Source organism: Ensifer sp. ENS08 (genome assembly GCF_014852195.1).
GTDB classification, from domain to species: Bacteria; Pseudomonadota; Alphaproteobacteria; order Rhizobiales; family Rhizobiaceae; genus Ensifer; species Ensifer adhaerens.
Genome location: NZ_JACVBF010000003.1, coordinates 88,949 through 105,631 on the forward strand (window position 1 = coordinate 88,949; position 16,683 = coordinate 105,631).

Annotated in this window: 10 protein-coding genes; 3 read left to right on the top strand and 7 right to left on the bottom strand. The window is 63.4% G+C overall.

Annotation, left to right across the window (positions count from 1 at the left end; translation table 11 throughout):
* Positions 1 to 9 precede the first annotated feature (9 nt).
* The gene (mfd, locus tag IB272_RS10410) at positions 10 to 3,513 is read right to left on the bottom strand and encodes a transcription-repair coupling factor (RefSeq protein WP_060582203.1); all 3,504 of its coding nucleotides are present in this window, start codon (positions 3,511 to 3,513) and stop codon (positions 10 to 12) included.
* Between the two features lie 7 nt (positions 3,514 to 3,520).
* Positions 3,521 to 3,826 (bottom strand): succinate dehydrogenase assembly factor 2, encoded by a 306-nt coding sequence (locus tag IB272_RS10415; RefSeq protein WP_034791024.1) that lies wholly within the window; start codon positions 3,824 to 3,826, stop codon positions 3,521 to 3,523.
* Positions 3,827 to 3,981: 155 nt separating this feature from the next.
* Here IB272_RS10415 and recG point away from each other — a divergent pair, with 155 nt between their 5' ends.
* Complete coding sequence (gene recG / locus IB272_RS10420; RefSeq protein WP_060582163.1) at positions 3,982 to 6,087, top strand: ATP-dependent DNA helicase RecG; 2,106 nt, start codon at positions 3,982 to 3,984, stop codon at positions 6,085 to 6,087.
* Between the two features lie 40 nt (positions 6,088 to 6,127).
* On the opposite strand, the gene IB272_RS10425 is transcribed toward recG, so the two are convergent.
* The 4 genes from IB272_RS10425 to glmU all read right to left on the bottom strand — a co-directional run bounded on the left by IB272_RS10425 (position 6,128) and on the right by glmU (position 10,773).
* Positions 6,128 to 6,829: a DUF502 domain-containing protein gene (locus IB272_RS10425; protein ID WP_034791018.1), complete on the bottom strand. Its 702-nt coding sequence runs from the start codon at positions 6,827 to 6,829 to the stop codon at positions 6,128 to 6,130.
* A gap of 18 nt (positions 6,830 to 6,847) precedes the next feature.
* Entirely contained in the window at positions 6,848 to 7,348 is a 501-nt protein-coding gene (locus IB272_RS10430) for an N-acetyltransferase (RefSeq protein WP_089044661.1), read from the bottom strand.
* On the bottom strand, positions 7,345 to 9,171 hold the full coding sequence (gene glmS, locus IB272_RS10435; RefSeq protein WP_060582165.1) for a glutamine--fructose-6-phosphate transaminase (isomerizing): 1,827 nt from the start codon (positions 9,169 to 9,171) through the stop codon (positions 7,345 to 7,347). The genes IB272_RS10430 and glmS overlap by 4 nt, the downstream gene beginning before the upstream one ends.
* Before the next feature lie 231 nt (positions 9,172 to 9,402).
* A complete protein-coding gene (glmU, locus tag IB272_RS10440) occupies positions 9,403 to 10,773 on the bottom strand; it encodes a bifunctional UDP-N-acetylglucosamine diphosphorylase/glucosamine-1-phosphate N-acetyltransferase GlmU (RefSeq protein WP_060582166.1) in 1,371 nt (456 codons plus the stop codon).
* A gap of 243 nt (positions 10,774 to 11,016) precedes the next feature.
* Between glmU and IB272_RS10445 the strand changes: the two genes are divergently transcribed.
* Positions 11,017 to 12,777 (top strand): hypothetical protein, encoded by a 1,761-nt coding sequence (locus tag IB272_RS10445; protein WP_060582167.1) that lies wholly within the window; start codon positions 11,017 to 11,019, stop codon positions 12,775 to 12,777.
* 12 nt (positions 12,778 to 12,789) lie between these two features.
* Here the strand turns inward: IB272_RS10445 and IB272_RS10450 are convergent, their stop codons facing one another.
* Positions 12,790 to 14,436, bottom strand: a complete 1,647-nt coding sequence (locus IB272_RS10450) for a Na/Pi cotransporter family protein (protein ID WP_034791009.1) — start codon at positions 14,434 to 14,436, stop codon at positions 12,790 to 12,792.
* A gap of 350 nt (positions 14,437 to 14,786) precedes the next feature.
* Here IB272_RS10450 and IB272_RS10455 point away from each other — a divergent pair, with 350 nt between their 5' ends.
* A complete protein-coding gene (locus tag IB272_RS10455; RefSeq protein ID WP_060582168.1) occupies positions 14,787 to 16,676 on the top strand; it encodes a SurA N-terminal domain-containing protein in 1,890 nt (629 codons plus the stop codon).
* The last annotated feature ends 7 nt before the right edge of the window (positions 16,677 to 16,683 follow it).

The following is a 16,683-nucleotide window of genomic DNA, read 5'->3' on the forward strand; positions in this document are numbered from 1 at the left end:
GGTTTTTTCTTACTTCGCCAGGCCGGCGAGCTGCGTCATGACCATTGCTGCACCGGACAGGCGCTTTTCCGGCGTCGCCAGTTCGCGCTGGAAGAAGATGCTCTGGTCGGGCCGAATCTTCGAAAGTGTGCCCTGCTTGGCGATGTAACCCACCAGTGCCGCAGGGTTCGGGAATTCCTTGTTGCGGAACTGCACGACGACGCCCTTCGGCCCGGCATCGAGCTTCTCGACATTCGCCGTGCGGCAGAGCGACTTGATGTAGACGATCTTCAAGAGATGCTGGACCTCGATCGGCAGCGGACCGAAGCGGTCGATCATCTCGGCGCCGAAGCCGTCGATCTCCTTCAAGTCCGTCAGTTCGCCGAGACGACGATAAAGGCCGAGCCTCAGATGCAGATCCGGAACGTAGTGTTCCGGGATCATGACGGGCGTTCCGACCGAAATCTGCGGCGACCAGCCGGTGTCGTGGATTTCTTCCTCACCCTTGAGTTCGGCGACCGCTTCCTCGAGCATCTGCTGGTAAAGCTCGAAGCCAACCTCCTTGATATGGCCCGACTGTTCCTCGCCGAGCAGGTTGCCAGCGCCGCGGATATCGAGGTCGTGACTTGCGAGCTGGAAACCGGCGCCAAGCGTGTCGAGCGACTGCAGTACCTTCAGCCGGCGTTCGGCCATGCCCGTCAGCGTCTTGTTGACCGGCAGCGTGAACAGCGCAAAGGCGCGCACCTTCGAGCGTCCGACGCGGCCGCGAAGCTGGTAGAGCTGGGCGAGACCGAACATGTCGGCGCGGTGCACGATCAGCGTGTTGGCCGTCGGTACGTCGAGACCGGATTCGACGATCGTCGTCGACAGCAGCACATCGTAACGGCCGTCATAGAAGGCGTTCATGATGTCTTCGAGCTCGGTTGCCGGCATCTGGCCGTGGGCGACGGCTACCTTCAGCTCCGGAACGTCCGATTTCAGGAAATCATGGATCTCCGACAAGTCGCTCAGACGCGGGCAGACATAGAAGCTCTGGCCGCCGCGATAGTGCTCGCGCATCAGCGTTTCCCGGATCACCAGCGCATCGAAGGGCGAGATGAAGGTGCGCACCGCCATGCGGTCGACCGGCGGCGTCGTGATCAGCGACAGTTCACGCACCCCGGTCAGGGCAAGCTGCAGCGTGCGCGGGATCGGCGTCGCCGAAAGCGTCAACACGTGCACGTCGGACTTCAACTCCTTCAGCCGCTCCTTGTGCTTGACGCCGAAGTGCTGCTCTTCGTCGATGATCAAGAGGCCGAGATTGGCAAAGTTGACCGACGTGCCGAGCAGCGCATGCGTACCGACGACGACATCGGTCTTGCCATCGGCCACTTCCTTCTTCGTCAGCGCCAGTTCCTTGGAACCGACGAGGCGCGACGCCTGCTGGATGCGGATCGGCAGCCCACGGAACCGTTCGGAAAAGGTCTTGAAGTGCTGGCGGGCAAGCAGCGTCGTCGGCACGACGACCGCGACCTGTACGCCGTTCATGGCAGCGATGAAGGCGGCACGAAGCGCCACTTCCGTCTTGCCGAAGCCGACGTCGCCGCAGACGAGGCGGTCCATCGGACGGCCGCTGCCGAGATCTTCCCGCACCGCCTCGATCGAGTTCAGCTGGTCTTCGGTCTCGTCATAGGGGAAGCGAGCGGCAAACTCATCATAGACGCCGTCCTGTGCGGCGAGCACCGGCGCCCGGCGCGTATGGCGTTCGGCGGCGATGCGAATGAGGCCGCCCGCCATATCGAGCAGCCGCTTCTTGAGCTTGGCCTTGCGCGCCTGCCAGGCGACGCCGCCGAGCTTGTCGAGGATCGCATCGGTGCCTTCTGAACCGTAGCGCGACAGAAGCTCGATGTTTTCGACCGGCAGGAACAGCTTGGCATCGTCGGCATAGACGAGCTCGAGGCAATCATGCGGGGCGCCGACCGCCTCGATGGTGCGCAGGCCGACGAAACGGCCGATGCCGTGTTCGGCGTGCACGACATAGCTGCCCTCGTCGAGACCAGCCACCTCGGCGATGAAGTCGGCGCCGCGCTTGCGCCGCTTCGAGCGGCGGACCATGCGGTCGCCCAGAATATCCTGTTCGCCGATGATGACGAGATCGCCCGTCTCGAAACCGGCTTCGATGCTGAGCACGGCCGAGGCCGCCTCGCCCGGCTTCAGCGACTTGATCTCGGCGAGTGCCTTGATGGGCTTGACGTTGCCGAGACCGTGTTCGGCGAGAACCTGGAGCAGGCGATCGAGCGATCCTTCGCTCCAGCCTGAAATCACCACCTTGGCGCCCTTCGAGCGCCGCTCGGCGATGTACTTGACCGCCTGATCGAAGACGTTGACGCGTTCGTCTTGGGCTTCGCCCTCACCCGCCGACTTCGCCCAACGCATGCCCTGGCGCGCATCGACCGAGATGACCTGGCGGGCCTCGCCCTCGTGCTCGTTGAAGGGCGACAGGCGAATGGCGTCGCGTGAGCTCAGGCCGGCGTTGAAGCCCTGCGAGCTCAGATAGAGCAGCTCCGGCGGAACCGGCTTGTAGGGCGTACCCTGGGTGGCCTGCGCCTTGCCCGGAGACGCCGAGGCCAAACGGGCGTCGTAATAGTCGAGAATGAGCTTCGAGCGCTCAGCCGCAGCTTCGCGCGCCAGATGATCGGTGACGATACGGAAGCCGTCGAGATAGTCGAAGACTGTCTCCAGCCCGTCATAGAACAGCGGCAGCCAATGCTCCATGCCGGCATAGCGCCGGCCTTCGGAGACAGCCTGGTAAAGCGCGTCGTCGCGGGTCGTCGCGCCGAACAGCGACAGGTAGTGCTTGCGGAAATGGCTGATCGTTTCGGGCGTCAGCGACACCTCGCTCATCGGATTGAGATCGAGGGAGCGGACCTGACCGGTCGTGCGCTGACTTGCAGGATCGAACGAGCGGATTGTTTCGAGCGTATCGCCGAAGAAATCAAGGCGCAGCGGCTCGCCGCTCCCCGGCACGAAGACATCGAGGATGCCGCCGCGCACTGCGTATTCGCCAACCTCACGCACGGTCGCGACACGCTCGAAGCCGTTGCGCTCCAGCCGCATCGCGATGTCGTCCATACGCACCTGATTGCCCGGACGGGCCGAAAACGCCAGGCTCTGGATCACGTCCTGCGGCGAGATCTTCTGGAGGGCGGCGTTGACCGTCACCAGCACGATCGCCGCATGCGGCTTCTTCTTGTGCGCAATCAAGGCGCTCAGCGCCGCCAGCCGCCGTGCCGACGTGTCGGCGCTCGGCGAGACGCGGTCATAGGGAAGGCAGTCCCAGCCGGGAAGCGTCAGCACCGGAATGTCGGGCGCGACGAATGAGAGGACCTGCTCAAGATCGGCGATCCGCTGGCCGTCCGATAGAATGTAGGCGACCGGCTGGCCGGCGCGGGCGAACTCAGCAAGGATCAGCGCCTCGGCCCCGGAGGGCACCGGCCCGATCGTGATCTCTCGCTGTGCTTCGACAATCTTCTTCGGATCAAGGCCAGCCAGCATCATCGGTCTATTTCATCCCTTCGGGAAGCTTGTCGAAATCCGGACGATAGGCAGCGATGCGCTGAAACATCTGCGTCTGATAGCAAGCCGGCACCGGCTGTTCGCCGATGATCCACTTGACGAGATCGTTGTCTTCCTCGCCCATGATCGTCTCGAGTTCATCGAGTTGTGCTTCAGAAAGCGTCGAGAGCTCAGCCTCTGCAAATTGCCCGAGGATCAAATCCATCTCGCGAATGCCGCGATGCCAGGCGCGAAACAGGATCCGCCGTCGACGCGGATCGAGATCGGCGCTGGTGCGAGAGATGCCGGTCATGGGAAATTCCTTCCTGCCGCCCGCGATGACGCCTGCACGCTCGGACGAACGCGCGAGGCCTTTGGGGTACGGTTTGTCGTCAACGGCTCTATAAACTCTGAATAGCCGATTGTCAGCCTTGCCAAAGCCCGAATTATCATCGCAATTTCATCGCCATGCGCCCCGCCCTGCTAGATCCGCTCTTCTCCCCGCTCGACACGCTTCCAGGCATCGGCCCGAAGATCGGCGAACTCTATGCCCGTTTGCTCGGTCGCGAGACGATCGAAGACTGCCGCGTGGTCGATCTCGTTTTTCACCCGCCGCATTCGTTGATCGACCGGCGCCAACAGCCTGGCATCGCCCACGCGCCTCAAGGGGTTATCGTCACCATCACCGGTCGGGTCGATCGCCACCAGCCGCCCCCGCGCGGAAAGCCCAACCTGCCCTATCGCGTCTTCCTGCATGACGAGACCGGGGAGCTGGCGCTCACCTACTTCCGCGTCAAGGGCAACTGGCTGGAAAAATCGCTGCCGGTCGATGAGACTGTCATCGTCAGCGGCAAGGTCGACTGGTTCAACGGCCGCCCGTCCATGGTTCACCCTGACTATGCGGTTCGGGCAAGCGAGGCGGAAAACCTGCCGCTGGTCGAGCCGGTCTACGGGCTGACAGCAGGACTTTCACCCCGGATATTGCGGAAATCGATCGAGGCCGCCGTCGCCCGCGTTCCGGACATGCCCGAATGGATGGACGACGCGCTGCAGACGCGACAAGGTTTCAGCACCGCAGCCGAAAGTTTCCGCGCGCTGCATGATCCCCGCGACGCGACCGACCTTGATCCGCAGGCACCTGCCCGCCGCCGCCTCGCCTATGACGAGTTTCTCGCCGGGCAATTGTCCCTGGCTCTCGTTCGCCAGCGCCTGCGCAAGGTCGCGGGAGTACCGGTTCACGCGACCGGTGTGCTTTCCCGTCCGGTCATCGACGCCCTTCCCTTTTCCTTGACAGCCAGTCAGTCGACGGCGATCGCCGACATCCTGAAGGACATGGCCGGCACCGAGCGCATGCTCCGGCTGCTGCAAGGCGATGTCGGCTCCGGCAAGACGATGGTGGCACTGATGGCGATGCTCGCCGCCGTCGAATCCGGCGGTCAGGCGGTGCTGATGGCGCCGACCGAAATTCTCGCCCGCCAGCACCATGCGACGCTTGCAAGGATGGCCGCATCCGCCGGCATCGCCATCGACGTTTTGACCGGCCGCACCAAGGGCAAGGAGCGCGACGCCATTCTCGAGCGCATCGCGTCCGGAGAAACGCGCATGGTGATCGGCACGCATGCGCTTTTCCAGGACACGGTGAGCTACAAGGAGCTGACACTGGCGGTGGTGGACGAACAGCATCGCTTCGGCGTTCACCAGCGCCTGCGCCTGACCGCCAAGGGCATCTCGCCGCATATGCTGGTCATGACGGCAACGCCGATCCCGCGCACGCTGGTGCTTGCCGCCTTCGGCGACATGGACGTTTCGAAGCTCACGGAAAAGCCCGCCGGACGCAAGCCGATCCAGACGGTGACGATCCCGACGGAGCGCGTTGGCGACATCGTCGATCGGCTCGACGCCGCGCTTCGCGAAGGCAAGAAGGCCTACTGGATCTGCCCGCTCGTGGAAGAGTCCGAAGCCGTCGACGTCATGTCGGCCGAAGAACGATACGAAGGCCTCGCCAAGCGCTTCGGCAACAATGTCGGCCTGGTACACGGCCGTATGAACGGGGCGGAGAAGGACGCCGTCATGCTCGCCTTCAAGAACGGCGAGGTCCGCCTGCTGGTTGCGACAACAGTCGTGGAAGTCGGCGTCGACGTGCCCGACGCAACGATCATGGTGATCGAGCATGCGGAACGCTTCGGCCTTGCCCAGCTTCACCAGTTGCGCGGCCGCGTCGGCCGTGGCGACGAGGCATCGACGTGCATCCTGCTCTACAAGGGACCGCTCGGCGAAACCGGCCGCGCGCGGCTCTCGATCCTGCGCGACAGCGAGGACGGCTTCCTGATCGCCGAGGAAGACCTGAAGCTGCGCGGCGAAGGCGAGTTGCTCGGCACGCGCCAGTCAGGCACGCCCGGTTTTCGCATCGCCAGCCTGGAGGCCCACGGCGATCTGCTAGAAATCGCGCGGAAGGACGCCGCCTACGTGATCGAGCGCGATCCGGACCTCACTTCGGAGCGCGGCGAAGCGCTCCGCACGCTGCTCTATCTCTACCGCCGCGATGAGGCGATCCGCTTCCTGCGCGCCGGCTGACCGACCACCCTGCCAAGGCGACGATCACAGCGGCCCGGCATCAAGATACGGGAATCTCAGTCTTCTGCTGACCGATTTTCAAAGGTGCATTGGCGAGCGGCTTCTGGTCGGGCGTCACGAGCCCCCCCGAGATCAGGAGCTTCGCCGCGTCCTCCGCGCTCATGTCAAGCGGGATGATCTTGTCGCGCGGGATGAACAGCAGGAACCCCGCCGTCGGGATCGGGGTCGGCGGCAGGAAGACCGCGACCATGTCCATGCCGCGTTCCTTGAATTTCGAGGCGATCTCGCCTTTCACATCCGTTGCGATGAACACCAGCGACCAGATGCCCGGGCTCGGATACTCGATCAGCCCGGCCTTCTTGAAGGAGGAGGACTGTTCCTGCAGCACTGTCTGGAATATCTGCTTGGTGGACTTGTAGATCGTGCGGACGAGAGGCGTCCGATTGAGGAGCGACTCGGCGAAATTCACGATCGACCGACCGACGAGGTTTGCGGTCATGAAACCGACGAAGGTGATCACGAAAATAGCGACGAGCAGACCGAAGCCGGGAATGGCGACGGGCGAATAGGTGTCCGGATTATAGAAGTTCGGCAGGTAGGGCTTCACCCAACCGTCGGCCCAGTCGATGAAGGTGCGCACGAGCCAGACGGTGATCGCGACCGGTGCGCAGATGATCAAACCCGTCAGGAAGTAGTTGCGCAGCCGGGTGCCGATATAGCCGCGTTTCGAATGTTCCGTCATGCTTCTTCCGTCTCAACCTCACTCGACGCCGAAGGCCGGATGATAGGCGACCGTACCGGCCGCCATCGCGCCGGAGAGAGCCAGCGCCATGAAATATTGCGGCGCACAACCGGGGAATACAAGAGCCGATTCGTTACGGAAACCGAACTTTTGATACAAGGCCGGATCACCGACGACAACGCAGCCGGCGGCCCCTTCCGCCCGCAGCCATTCGAGCCCCTCGAGGATCAGCTGCCGGCCGATGCCCTGGGCCTGAACGTCCGGCTTGACCGAGACCGGCCCAAGCCCGAACCAGCCGGGCTCTTCCGGCGTCAGAGTGACGGGCGAAAAGGCGATGTGCCCGACGATTTCCTCGTTCATCTCGGCGACCAGCGACACACTCAGCGCACCGGACTCACGCAGTCGCTCGATGATGAAGGGTTCGCTCTGGTCGCTGTGCGGATGCCCTTCGAAGGCGGCCGCGGTCACGGCATGTATCGCCGCTTCGTCGCCGGGGCGCTCGTGCCGGACATAGATCATTCGACGGTCACCGATTTGGCGAGGTTGCGGGGCTGGTCGACGTCGGTGCCCATGAACACCGCCGTGTGATAGGCAAGGAGCTGGATCGGCAGCGAGAAGATCATCGGCGCGATGACCTCATCGACATCAGGCAACACGATCGTCGCCATGGTCTCGAGCTTCGAGGCGGCGGCGCCCTTCTCGTCGGTGATGAGAATGATCCGGCCGCCGCGGGCCGCGACTTCCTGCATGTTGGAAACGGTCTTCTCGTAGAAGCGGTCGTGCGGCGCGATGACGATAACCGGCATGTTCTCGTCAATCAGCGCGATCGGTCCATGCTTCAGTTCGCCGGCGGCATAACCTTCCGCATGGATATAGGAGATCTCCTTGAGCTTGAGCGCCCCCTCCATCGCCAGCGGGAAGCTGGTGCCGCGGCCGAGGTAGAGAACGTCGCGGCACTTCGACAGCTCGCGCGAAAGAAGCTCGATCTTCGGCTGAACGGCGTTCAGCACCTGCCCCATGATGCGCGGCATTTCCGCGAGATAGCGAACCAAGACCTGCTCTTCCTCAGCACTCACCGTGCCGCGGGCGCGACCGGCGCCGATCGCGAGCGACGCCAGCACTGCGAGCTGGCAGGTGAAGGCCTTGGTCGAGGCGACACCGATTTCCGGGCCGGCAAGGATCGGAAAGACCGCATCGGATTCACGCGCGATGGTCGATTCGCGCGTGTTGACGACGGCGCCGATCTTCAGGCCGAGATCCTTGCAGTAGCGCAGCGAGGCCAGCGTATCAGCGGTTTCGCCGGATTGAGAGATGAACAACGCGGCCGCCTCGGAAGGCAGCGGGATCTCGCGGTAGCGGAACTCGGACGCGACATCGATTTCCACCGGCAGGCGGGCGTAACGCTCAAACCAGTACTTGCCGACGAGGCCAGCGAGATAGGCGGTGCCGCAGGCGGAAATCGCAAGGCTCGGAACCTTGGCGAAATCGATCGTGCCTGAGAGCGCCTTGATGCGGTTGCCGGCAAAATCGATGTAGTGGCTGAGCGCGTGCGCGATCACCTCCGGCTGCTCATAGATCTCCTTCTCCATGAAGTGCCGGTGGTTGCCCTTGTCGATCATGTAGGCGGCAGCCGTCGAGAGCTGCTTCGGCCGGTCGACGACGTTACCGTCGAGATCGAATATATGCACGCCGTTCACCCCGATCACCGCCCAGTCGCCGTCGATCAGATAGGTGATCTCGTTGGTGAAGGGCGCAAGCGCGATCGCGTCGGAGCCGAGGAACATTTCGCCGCGGCCGTGACCGATCGCAAGCGGCGGGCCGTTACGCGCCGCCATGATCGTCGAAGGATCGTCCTGGAAGAGCACCGCCAGTGCATAGGCACCGGTGACGCGCTTCAGCATCGCGTGCATGGCTTCGCGCCGGCCGAGGCCCTCGCGGCGGAACTTGGAGAGCAGATGGGCCACGACCTCGGTGTCGGTGTCCGTCTCGAACTTTGCGCCACTGGCGATCAGTTCGTCCTTCAGCTCGGCGAAGTTCTCAATGATGCCGTTGTGGACGACGGCGACCCCGTCGGTGAAATGCGGGTGGGCGTTGCGTTCGGTCGGCGCGCCATGGGTTGCCCAGCGCGTGTGGGCAATGCCGATCGTGCCGGCGAGCGGCTCTTCGCGCAGCCTGATCTCCAGATTGACGAGCTTGCCCTCGGCGCGCCGGCGCTCCAGCTTGCCGCCAATGACGGTGGCGACACCGGCGGAATCATAACCGCGGTATTCCAAGCGCTTCAGCGCATCGACCAGTCGTTCCGATACCGGCTGGTTGCCAACGATGCCTACAATACCGCACATAGTCGTCTCCGAATTCGTCCCCGCGCCGCGATGGGCGCCCCTGTTCAACGAGGGCGGAAATGCCGCCCGGCGCGCTGTCTTGGTAAAGCATTTGCCGGTCGAGGCAATCCGCCCCGATTTCACTTTCGATTTCAATGTTTAACGCCGCCGCATGTTCCCGCGAATCCTAGCGGAATCAAGCGACATGGAGCAAATCCGAGGCGAACCCGCGGACACGCGGGCACCACGGGCCTAACCGGCAGCCTTCGCCGCCTTCTTGGCCGCCTTCACCGCCTCGTACCGCTCGCGCAGCAGCCGCGCCCGGCCGGGCTTGATCTCCTGGCGCGCGCGGCCAAAGGCGACGGCGTCGGCCGGCACATCCTCGGTGATGACGCTGCCGGAGGCGACCAGGGCGCCGTCACCGATCGTCACCGGCGCAACCAGAGACGAGTTCGAGCCGATAAAGGCATTTTCGCCGATCCGCGTCTCGTGCTTGTTCACACCGTCGTAATTGCAAGTGATCGTGCCCGCGCCGATGTTGGTGCCTGCGCCGACGAAGGCATCGCCGATATAGGTCAGGTGATTGACCTTGGCGCCGGCGCCAATCTCAGCCTTCTTGACTTCGCAGAAATTGCCGACCTTGGAGTTTTCGCCGAGATCGGCACCCGGGCGCAGGCGTGCGTACGGACCGACCGTCGCGCCGGCGCGCACCGTCGCACCCTCGACATGCGAGAAGGCATGAATGATCGCGCCGCTTTCGACGCGCACGCCCGGGCCGAAGACGACATTCGGCTCGACCAGGACATCCTGCTCCAGCGCGGTATCCCAGGCGAGAAACACGGTTTCCGGCGCGATCATCGATACGCCCGACAGCATCAGCTCGTGGCGGCGGCGCTGCTGCCAAAGCCGCTCGATGAAGGCGAGCTCGGCGCGCGTGTTGCAGCCAGTCAGTTCTTCTTCGGGGGCCTCGACGGCAATCGCCTGCCCACCGATCTCGCGCACGATCTCCACGAGGTCCGTCAGGTAGTACTCGCCCTTGACGTTGGCGTTGCCGATGCGACCGAGAAGATCGAGCGCCTTGCGACCGTCGATCGCCATCAGGCCGCCGTTGCAATAGGTGATGCGGCGCTCTTCTTCCGTTGCGTCCTTGTGCTCGCGAATGGCGACCAGCGCGCCGTCCTTGACGATCAGGCGGCCGTAGCCCGACGGGTCTGCCGCCTCGAAGCCGATCACCACCACATCGTTGCCGGCCGCAAGTCCCTCGCGAGCGGCCCGAAGTGGTTCAGGCTGAATCAGCGGCGTATCGCCAAAAACGACGAGAATGTCGTCGAAACCCTTTGCGATGGCGTCGCGGGCAGCAAGCACCGCATGGCCGGTGCCGAGCCGTTCCTTCTGCAGATAGGACGAAACCGACACGCCGCCGATGTCGGCGGCAGCCGAGACCGCGTCGGCGTCGCGGCCGACGACGAGAGCGATATCCGAGATGGAAGCGTTTGAGAGCGCCTCGACGACGTGGGCGATCATCGGCCGGCCCGCCACCGGATGCAGCACCTTCGACATGGACGATTTCATCCGCGTGCTTTCACCCGCAGCCAAAACGATGGCCAGGCACGTCCGTTCCATATATCTCTCCTTGGTCTCTTCCAGGCTCACGCCCACTGCACAATTCCTTAGATCGGAATCGGCTCAAGTACAAAATCGCCTTTCGATTCGGCGCGGTGCTAGCAGCAACATATTGCGAGAAGCATAATTCTCACAATCACGTCGCATTAACCGGCTTAAAACCGGATGATGGCATAAGAAGGCGCGGAGCCTGTGTCAGCAAAACCGTGCGGGTGCATCGCTCCTTCGGGGGATCAAGCCGCAATGCACAGCCGCACTGACATCGACACACCGGCAAAGTCTACCGGCGCGGTCATTCCTCTCGCGCGGTCTCCGCTTCTGTTGCTTGCCCTTGTGCTCGGTGTGCTCGCGGTTCTGCTCAGCTTCACGATCCCGCAGCCGATCGGTCCGATGTTCTGGGACCACTATCTCTATCTCGATGCCGCCAATCGGATCCGCGACGGCCAGATCCCGTCGGTCGATTTCTTCACCCCCGTCGGCGCCCTCGGCTACTATCTCTTCGCCGCCCTGCAGGGCATCTTTCCGAACGGCCAGCCGCTGCTCCTGGCGAGCTGGTGCCTGCTTCTCGTCAGTGGGCCGCTGATCGCGCTGGTGGTCACCGATGTCCAGAAGCGTTCGACGGCAGTCGCCTATGCGATCCTGCTGCCGTTCCTGGTGTTTTCGGTGCTGCCGTTCAACACCGGCGACTTCTACCCCTACCCCGGGTCCGACGGTTTCGGCATCTACAACCGCCAGGTCTGCCAGCTTCTCTATGTACTCGCAGCCGCACTTGTCCACGTACGCGATCGTCGGCTGCTCGTCGCGACGGTCGCCGGCGCCATGGCGGCACTGTTCTTCGTCAAGATCACCGGCGCGGTTACCGGCACGCTCATGTGCCTCATGGCCTTTGCTGCGGGACGCCTGCCGTTCCGGTCGGCTATCGTGGCAGGGCTCGTGGTCATCGCCATCCTCGCGAGCGTCGAACTCGCCCTCGGCGGCGTCTCTGCCTATCTTGCCGATATCCTGGCGCTGCTTTCCGTCAATGACGGCAGCTTGCTGCCGCGGCTGCTGCAGGCCGCCTCCCTCAATGCCGGTCTGTTGATCCCGGCGGGATTGCTGTGCCTGGTGCTCCTCGGCACGCAGCTTGCGCCCTTCGCCCAGTCGCTGCGTCAGCTTGGAAAAGGCCCGTCAATGGCGGCTCTCTGCCGAACGTTCGACCAGCCGTTTATCTGGCTGGCGGCCTTCGTTGTTGCTGGTATCGTCTTTGAAAGCCAGAATACCGGCAGCCAGGCGTTCATCTTCCTGCTGCCGCTGCTCCTCAAGCTCGCGATCGAGGAAGTCGCAGCCGCCAAAACACGCCCCGTCGCAATCGCCGTCGCTGTACTCGCCCTCACGGCAGCCCTGCCACCGGCCACAGCCGTCGTGCAAAAAAGCGCCCGCGCGTGGATCGGGGCTGTCAACAACGTGCCGTTGGAAAGCCGCAACCTCAAAACGATGGGCGCCGTCAATGTACGGCCCATCCTGGCACTGCGCGCCGAGCGTCTGCGCATCCTCTACGCGACCGAGCGTCCCGCATTCGACGCCTTCGCCATGGCCGGCGAGTTGCCGTCGTTCCTGCTCTACAGCGACTTCGATTTTCAGACGGGATGGCTGATGAATGTCGACGAAGCGATCGACGCGTTGAGGGCCTACGAGGCTTCGAATGGCGTACGCTTCCGGACGATCTTCAACGTCGACTTCACCAACCCCTTTCCGTGGCTGATGGACCGCAGTGCCCCGCTGCATGTCGCGATCGGAGCAGATCCCTTCCGTGCCATTCCGCCGCCGGATGAAAATGTTCGCGCCGCCCTCGATGCGGTCGACGTCGCACTGGTGCCGACCTGCCCGGTGACCAACGTCAACCAGACGCTGCTGTCGCTTTATCTGCCGAACCTCAAAGCGGCTCACAGCCGGATCACGCTGACAAGCTGCTACGACGCCTTTATCCGAAACAGCCTGAAGCCCGCTGCCAACACCGGCGGCTGATTGACGCGACGGCTAGGCGCCCGGCCGCAAGCGGCTCTCGCTCAACAGGCCATTTTCCTCAAGGATGGGATAGGCGACGGAAGCGATATGCGCGTTGACGCGCTTCAGATCCCGGAGCATGTCGAGATGCAGCGAGCTCGTCTGCAGGCTCTGGACCAGCCCGTCGCGAAGCCGCTCGATATGGCGCTCCGCCGAACGTTTCTCCATGTGACGCACGTTGACCTTCACCTCGATGAGCTGCTTGGCGAGATCGGCATTGCGGGTGACGAAGATGGTCTGGGCGACTCGCAGATTGTCGATCGTCAGGTTGAAGAGGCTCTTCAGTTCCTGATAGCCCTCCTCCGAGAACTTCAGGCCGTTGCTGACCTTCTTGGTGATCTGCTCGCACAGCCCCTTCTCGATGATGTCGCCCATATGCTCGAGATTGATGGCGTAGTCGATGATGACGATCGAGCGGCGGCCGTCTTCGGCGCTCAGGCCATCGCGGCCCAAGCGCGACAGGAAGATCTTGACCTCCTGCTGCAGCTGATCGACCTGTTTTTCGAACTTGCCGATATCGCGAATATCCGAGAGGTCGTTGTTGTTGAAGGCGTTCGCGGCACGCATCAGCATCGCCTCGACCAGATCGCCGACGCGCAAGACCTCGCGGGTGGCTCCCGAAAGCGCCATGACCGGCGTATTCAGCGTCGTCTCATCGAGATAACGCGGGCCGGTCTCCTCGGCCTCTCCATCCGGAATGAACCGGGCCATCAGTTGCGACAGCAAACCGGCAAAGGGCCAGGCAAGAATGGCGACCGCGAGGTTGAAGGCCAGATGAATGTCGACGGGCAGGTTCTGGCGCGGCAGCGGGAGGCTCTGCAGAAACTCCACGCTCATGCCTGTCAGCGGAAGCGCGATCAGGCAGCCAATGGCGCGAACGACAAGGTTGCCTATGGTGACGCGGCGCGCCGACGGGGCGGAACCGAGCGTTGCCATGACAGGCGGAACGGCGCCACCGAGATTGGCGCCAAGCACGAGTGCCACCGTCAACCCGACGCTGAGGATCCCCGTCGTCGAGAGTGACAGCACCAGCATCACCACAGCCAGACTGGACGACGACGCAAAGGCAAGTCCCGCGGCAATGAGAAGCGCTACGGGCCAGGCGCTGTCGAGCATCGAGAGGAAGGCCCCAAGGGCCGGACTGTCACGCATCGGCTCCGTCGCCGCGCCCAAAAGATGCAGCGACAGGAGCATGAGGCCGATGCCAACGAAGGCAGCACCCAGACCCTGGCGCGCGTTCGACCGGCTGGCGCGGTGCAAGACCACGCCGATGAGAATGACGAGCGGCGACAGCCATTCTATTCCGGTCGCCACGATCCAGGCCGTCATCGCCGTGCCGAGATTGGCGCCAAGCAGCACGATCTGCGCCATGCGCGAGCGGATGAGCCCCTTTTCCACGAAGGATGCGGTCATCAATGCGGTGGCCGTGGAACTTTGCAGCGCAAGCGTCGCGACAAGTCCGGTCACGAAGGAGCGGAGAGAGCCGTCGGTTCCCTGGGCAAGGCCGGCGCGCAGCCGAGCCCCGAAGGCACGGGTCACCCCGTCCTTGACGAGGGACAGGCCGAAGAGAAGCAGTGCCACTGCTCCAAACAGGTTTACCATCACGATTGTCGACTGCATGGAATCTTTCCCGCGGAAGCTCCAAAGAATCGCTCCGCCCCTGCAACAGAACCACAGAACCGCGGCATGTTCGAGCCAATGTGACAGATAATTTTCGGTTGCCGGCTAACGAATCCGACATCGAGTTGATCACCCGCGCCGGTCCGATCGACGGACGCCGCCCGCCTCATCCAGGCAGCTCGCGCAGCTGTCGCGGCAGCCATTGAAAACCAGACGGTTGCTCAAGGCGGCCGATCCCGTTGCATGGGCGCAATTTGCGGCAAACAACCCTTCATTTCCTGTTTCGTTTGTTTTAAGGAACGAATTCGTTTGGCCGATGGCCACCGCATTGCAACGAGGTTTCTGCCCCCATGCTCGAATTTCTGAGAAGCGCCGCCCAGACCTGGGTCGTCAAAGGCCTGCTAATCGTTCTCGTTCTGTCGTTCATGGTGTGGGGCGGCTCATCGTTGACGATGACGAACCAGTCGGATGCGGTGGTGGTCGTCGGTGACGTCAAGGTCAAGCCACCGGAATTCCGGCTCGCCTACGAGACGATGCTGGCACAGGCTTCCCGCCAGCTCGGCACGCGGCTGACGCCGCAGCAGGCGCGCGCCTTCGGCATCGAGCAGCGGGTCTACTCACAGATCGTCGCCGGCGCGGCTCTCGACCAGCTCGCCAACGACATGAATCTCGGCCTGTCGCAGGATCGGCTCGCAAAACTGATCGCCGACGATCCGGCATTCCACAGCGTCAACGGCCAGTTCGACCGACAGACGTTCTCGAGCGTGCTGCGCAATGCGGGCCTGCGCGAACAGGATTACATCAACAGCCAGAGCCAGACGGCGATCCGCTCGCAGATCGTCGACGCGCTGTCTGATGGCTATGTCGCTCCGAAGGTTCTCACCGACGCGATCGGCGCCTACCGGCACGAGAAGCGCACGATCGATTACCTGCTGCTCTCGAACGCCAATATCGATCCGGTCAAGGTGCCGGGCGACGACGTGCTTTCTCCCTGGTACGACAGCCGCAAGGCGAACTACCGTGCGCCGGAATATCGCAAGATCACCTATGTGAAGCTCGAGCCGACTGACGTTGCCGACCCGACCGTTGTCACCGACGACGAGATCCGCGCCGAATACGAACGCCGCAAGGAAAGCTTCCGTAGCGCTGCCGCGCGGACAATCGAACAGCTCTCCTTCACGTCGCGTGAAGCGGCTGACGCTGCGTCGGCAAAGCTTGCTGCCGGCACCAGCTTCGACGATATCGTAAAGGCCGAAGGCAAGTCCTCCGCCGACGTACTTCTCGGCGAGTTCACGAGGGATCGCGTTCCCGACGCCAAGATCGGCGAAGCAGCATTCGCACTTCAGGCCGACGGCGTGACGCCGGTTGTCGACGGTGCCTTCGGGCCGGTCATCCTGCGCGTGACGAACATCCGCCCGGAAACCGTCCGCAGCCTCGACGAAGTGAAGGAAGAACTGCGCAAGGACATCGCCCTTTCCACAGCGGGCGAAGAAGTCATGCGCCTGCACGACAAGATCGAAGACGAGCGCGCTTCCGGCGCGCCGATCAAGGAAGTCGCCGACCAGCTCAAGCTGAAGCTCGTAACCGTCGATGCGGTGGACGCGACCGGCAAGGACAAGAACGGCGATGACGTCGCCGGCCTGCCGGAACAGGCAGCCCTTCTCCAGGAAGTCTTCAAGGCCGACGTCGGTGCTGAAACCCTGCCGGTGAATGTCGGCCGCGAAGGCTATGTCTGGTTCGACCTCGATGAAGTCATCCCGGCGCGCGATCGCACGCTGGACGAAGCCCGCGACGAAATCGGCGCCGACTGGATGGCTGAGCAGCAGCGCGCAGCACTTGCCACGAAGGCCGGCGAACTGAAGCAGCGCGTCGAGCAGGGCGCAAAGCTCGCCGATGTCGCGACCGAACTCGGCCTCGTCGTCGAAACCAAGGCCGGACTGACGCGAGCGACCGCAGATGCCGCCCTTAGCCCGGCAGCTGTCGCTGCCGCCTTCTCCGGCGCGAACGGCCACGTCACCAACGCTCCCGGAATCGGCGGCGAAGGGCAGATCCTCCTGCAGGTCACCTCGGTTGACACCGCCGGCCCGGCAGACGTGCTGCAGGACGACAGCCGCCAGATCGAGGCCCTCGCCCGTGTCAGCGGCGAGGACATCCTGGACCAGATGGTCGCCACGCTACAGGCCGCCTACGGCGTTTCGATCAACCAGACGCTCGCTGAAACCGCCATTGCGCAACGATAGGCCCAAG

Coding starts and splice junctions, on each gene's coding strand:
- mfd (WP_060582203.1), bottom strand. CDS start 3,513: ATGCTGGCTGGCCTTGATCCGAAGAAGATTGTCGAAGCACAGCGAGAG.
- IB272_RS10415 (WP_034791024.1), bottom strand. CDS start 3,826: ATGACCGGCATCTCTCGCACCAGCGCCGATCTCGATCCGCGTCGACGG.
- recG (WP_060582163.1), top strand. CDS start 3,982: ATGCGCCCCGCCCTGCTAGATCCGCTCTTCTCCCCGCTCGACACGCTT.
- IB272_RS10425 (WP_034791018.1), bottom strand. CDS start 6,829: ATGACGGAACATTCGAAACGCGGCTATATCGGCACCCGGCTGCGCAAC.
- IB272_RS10430 (WP_089044661.1), bottom strand. CDS start 7,348: ATGATCTATGTCCGGCACGAGCGCCCCGGCGACGAAGCGGCGATACAT.
- glmS (WP_060582165.1), bottom strand. CDS start 9,171: ATGTGCGGTATTGTAGGCATCGTTGGCAACCAGCCGGTATCGGAACGA.
- glmU (WP_060582166.1), bottom strand. CDS start 10,773: ATGGAACGGACGTGCCTGGCCATCGTTTTGGCTGCGGGTGAAAGCACG.
- IB272_RS10445 (WP_060582167.1), top strand. CDS start 11,017: ATGCACAGCCGCACTGACATCGACACACCGGCAAAGTCTACCGGCGCG.
- IB272_RS10450 (WP_034791009.1), bottom strand. CDS start 14,436: ATGCAGTCGACAATCGTGATGGTAAACCTGTTTGGAGCAGTGGCACTG.
- IB272_RS10455 (WP_060582168.1), top strand. CDS start 14,787: ATGCTCGAATTTCTGAGAAGCGCCGCCCAGACCTGGGTCGTCAAAGGC.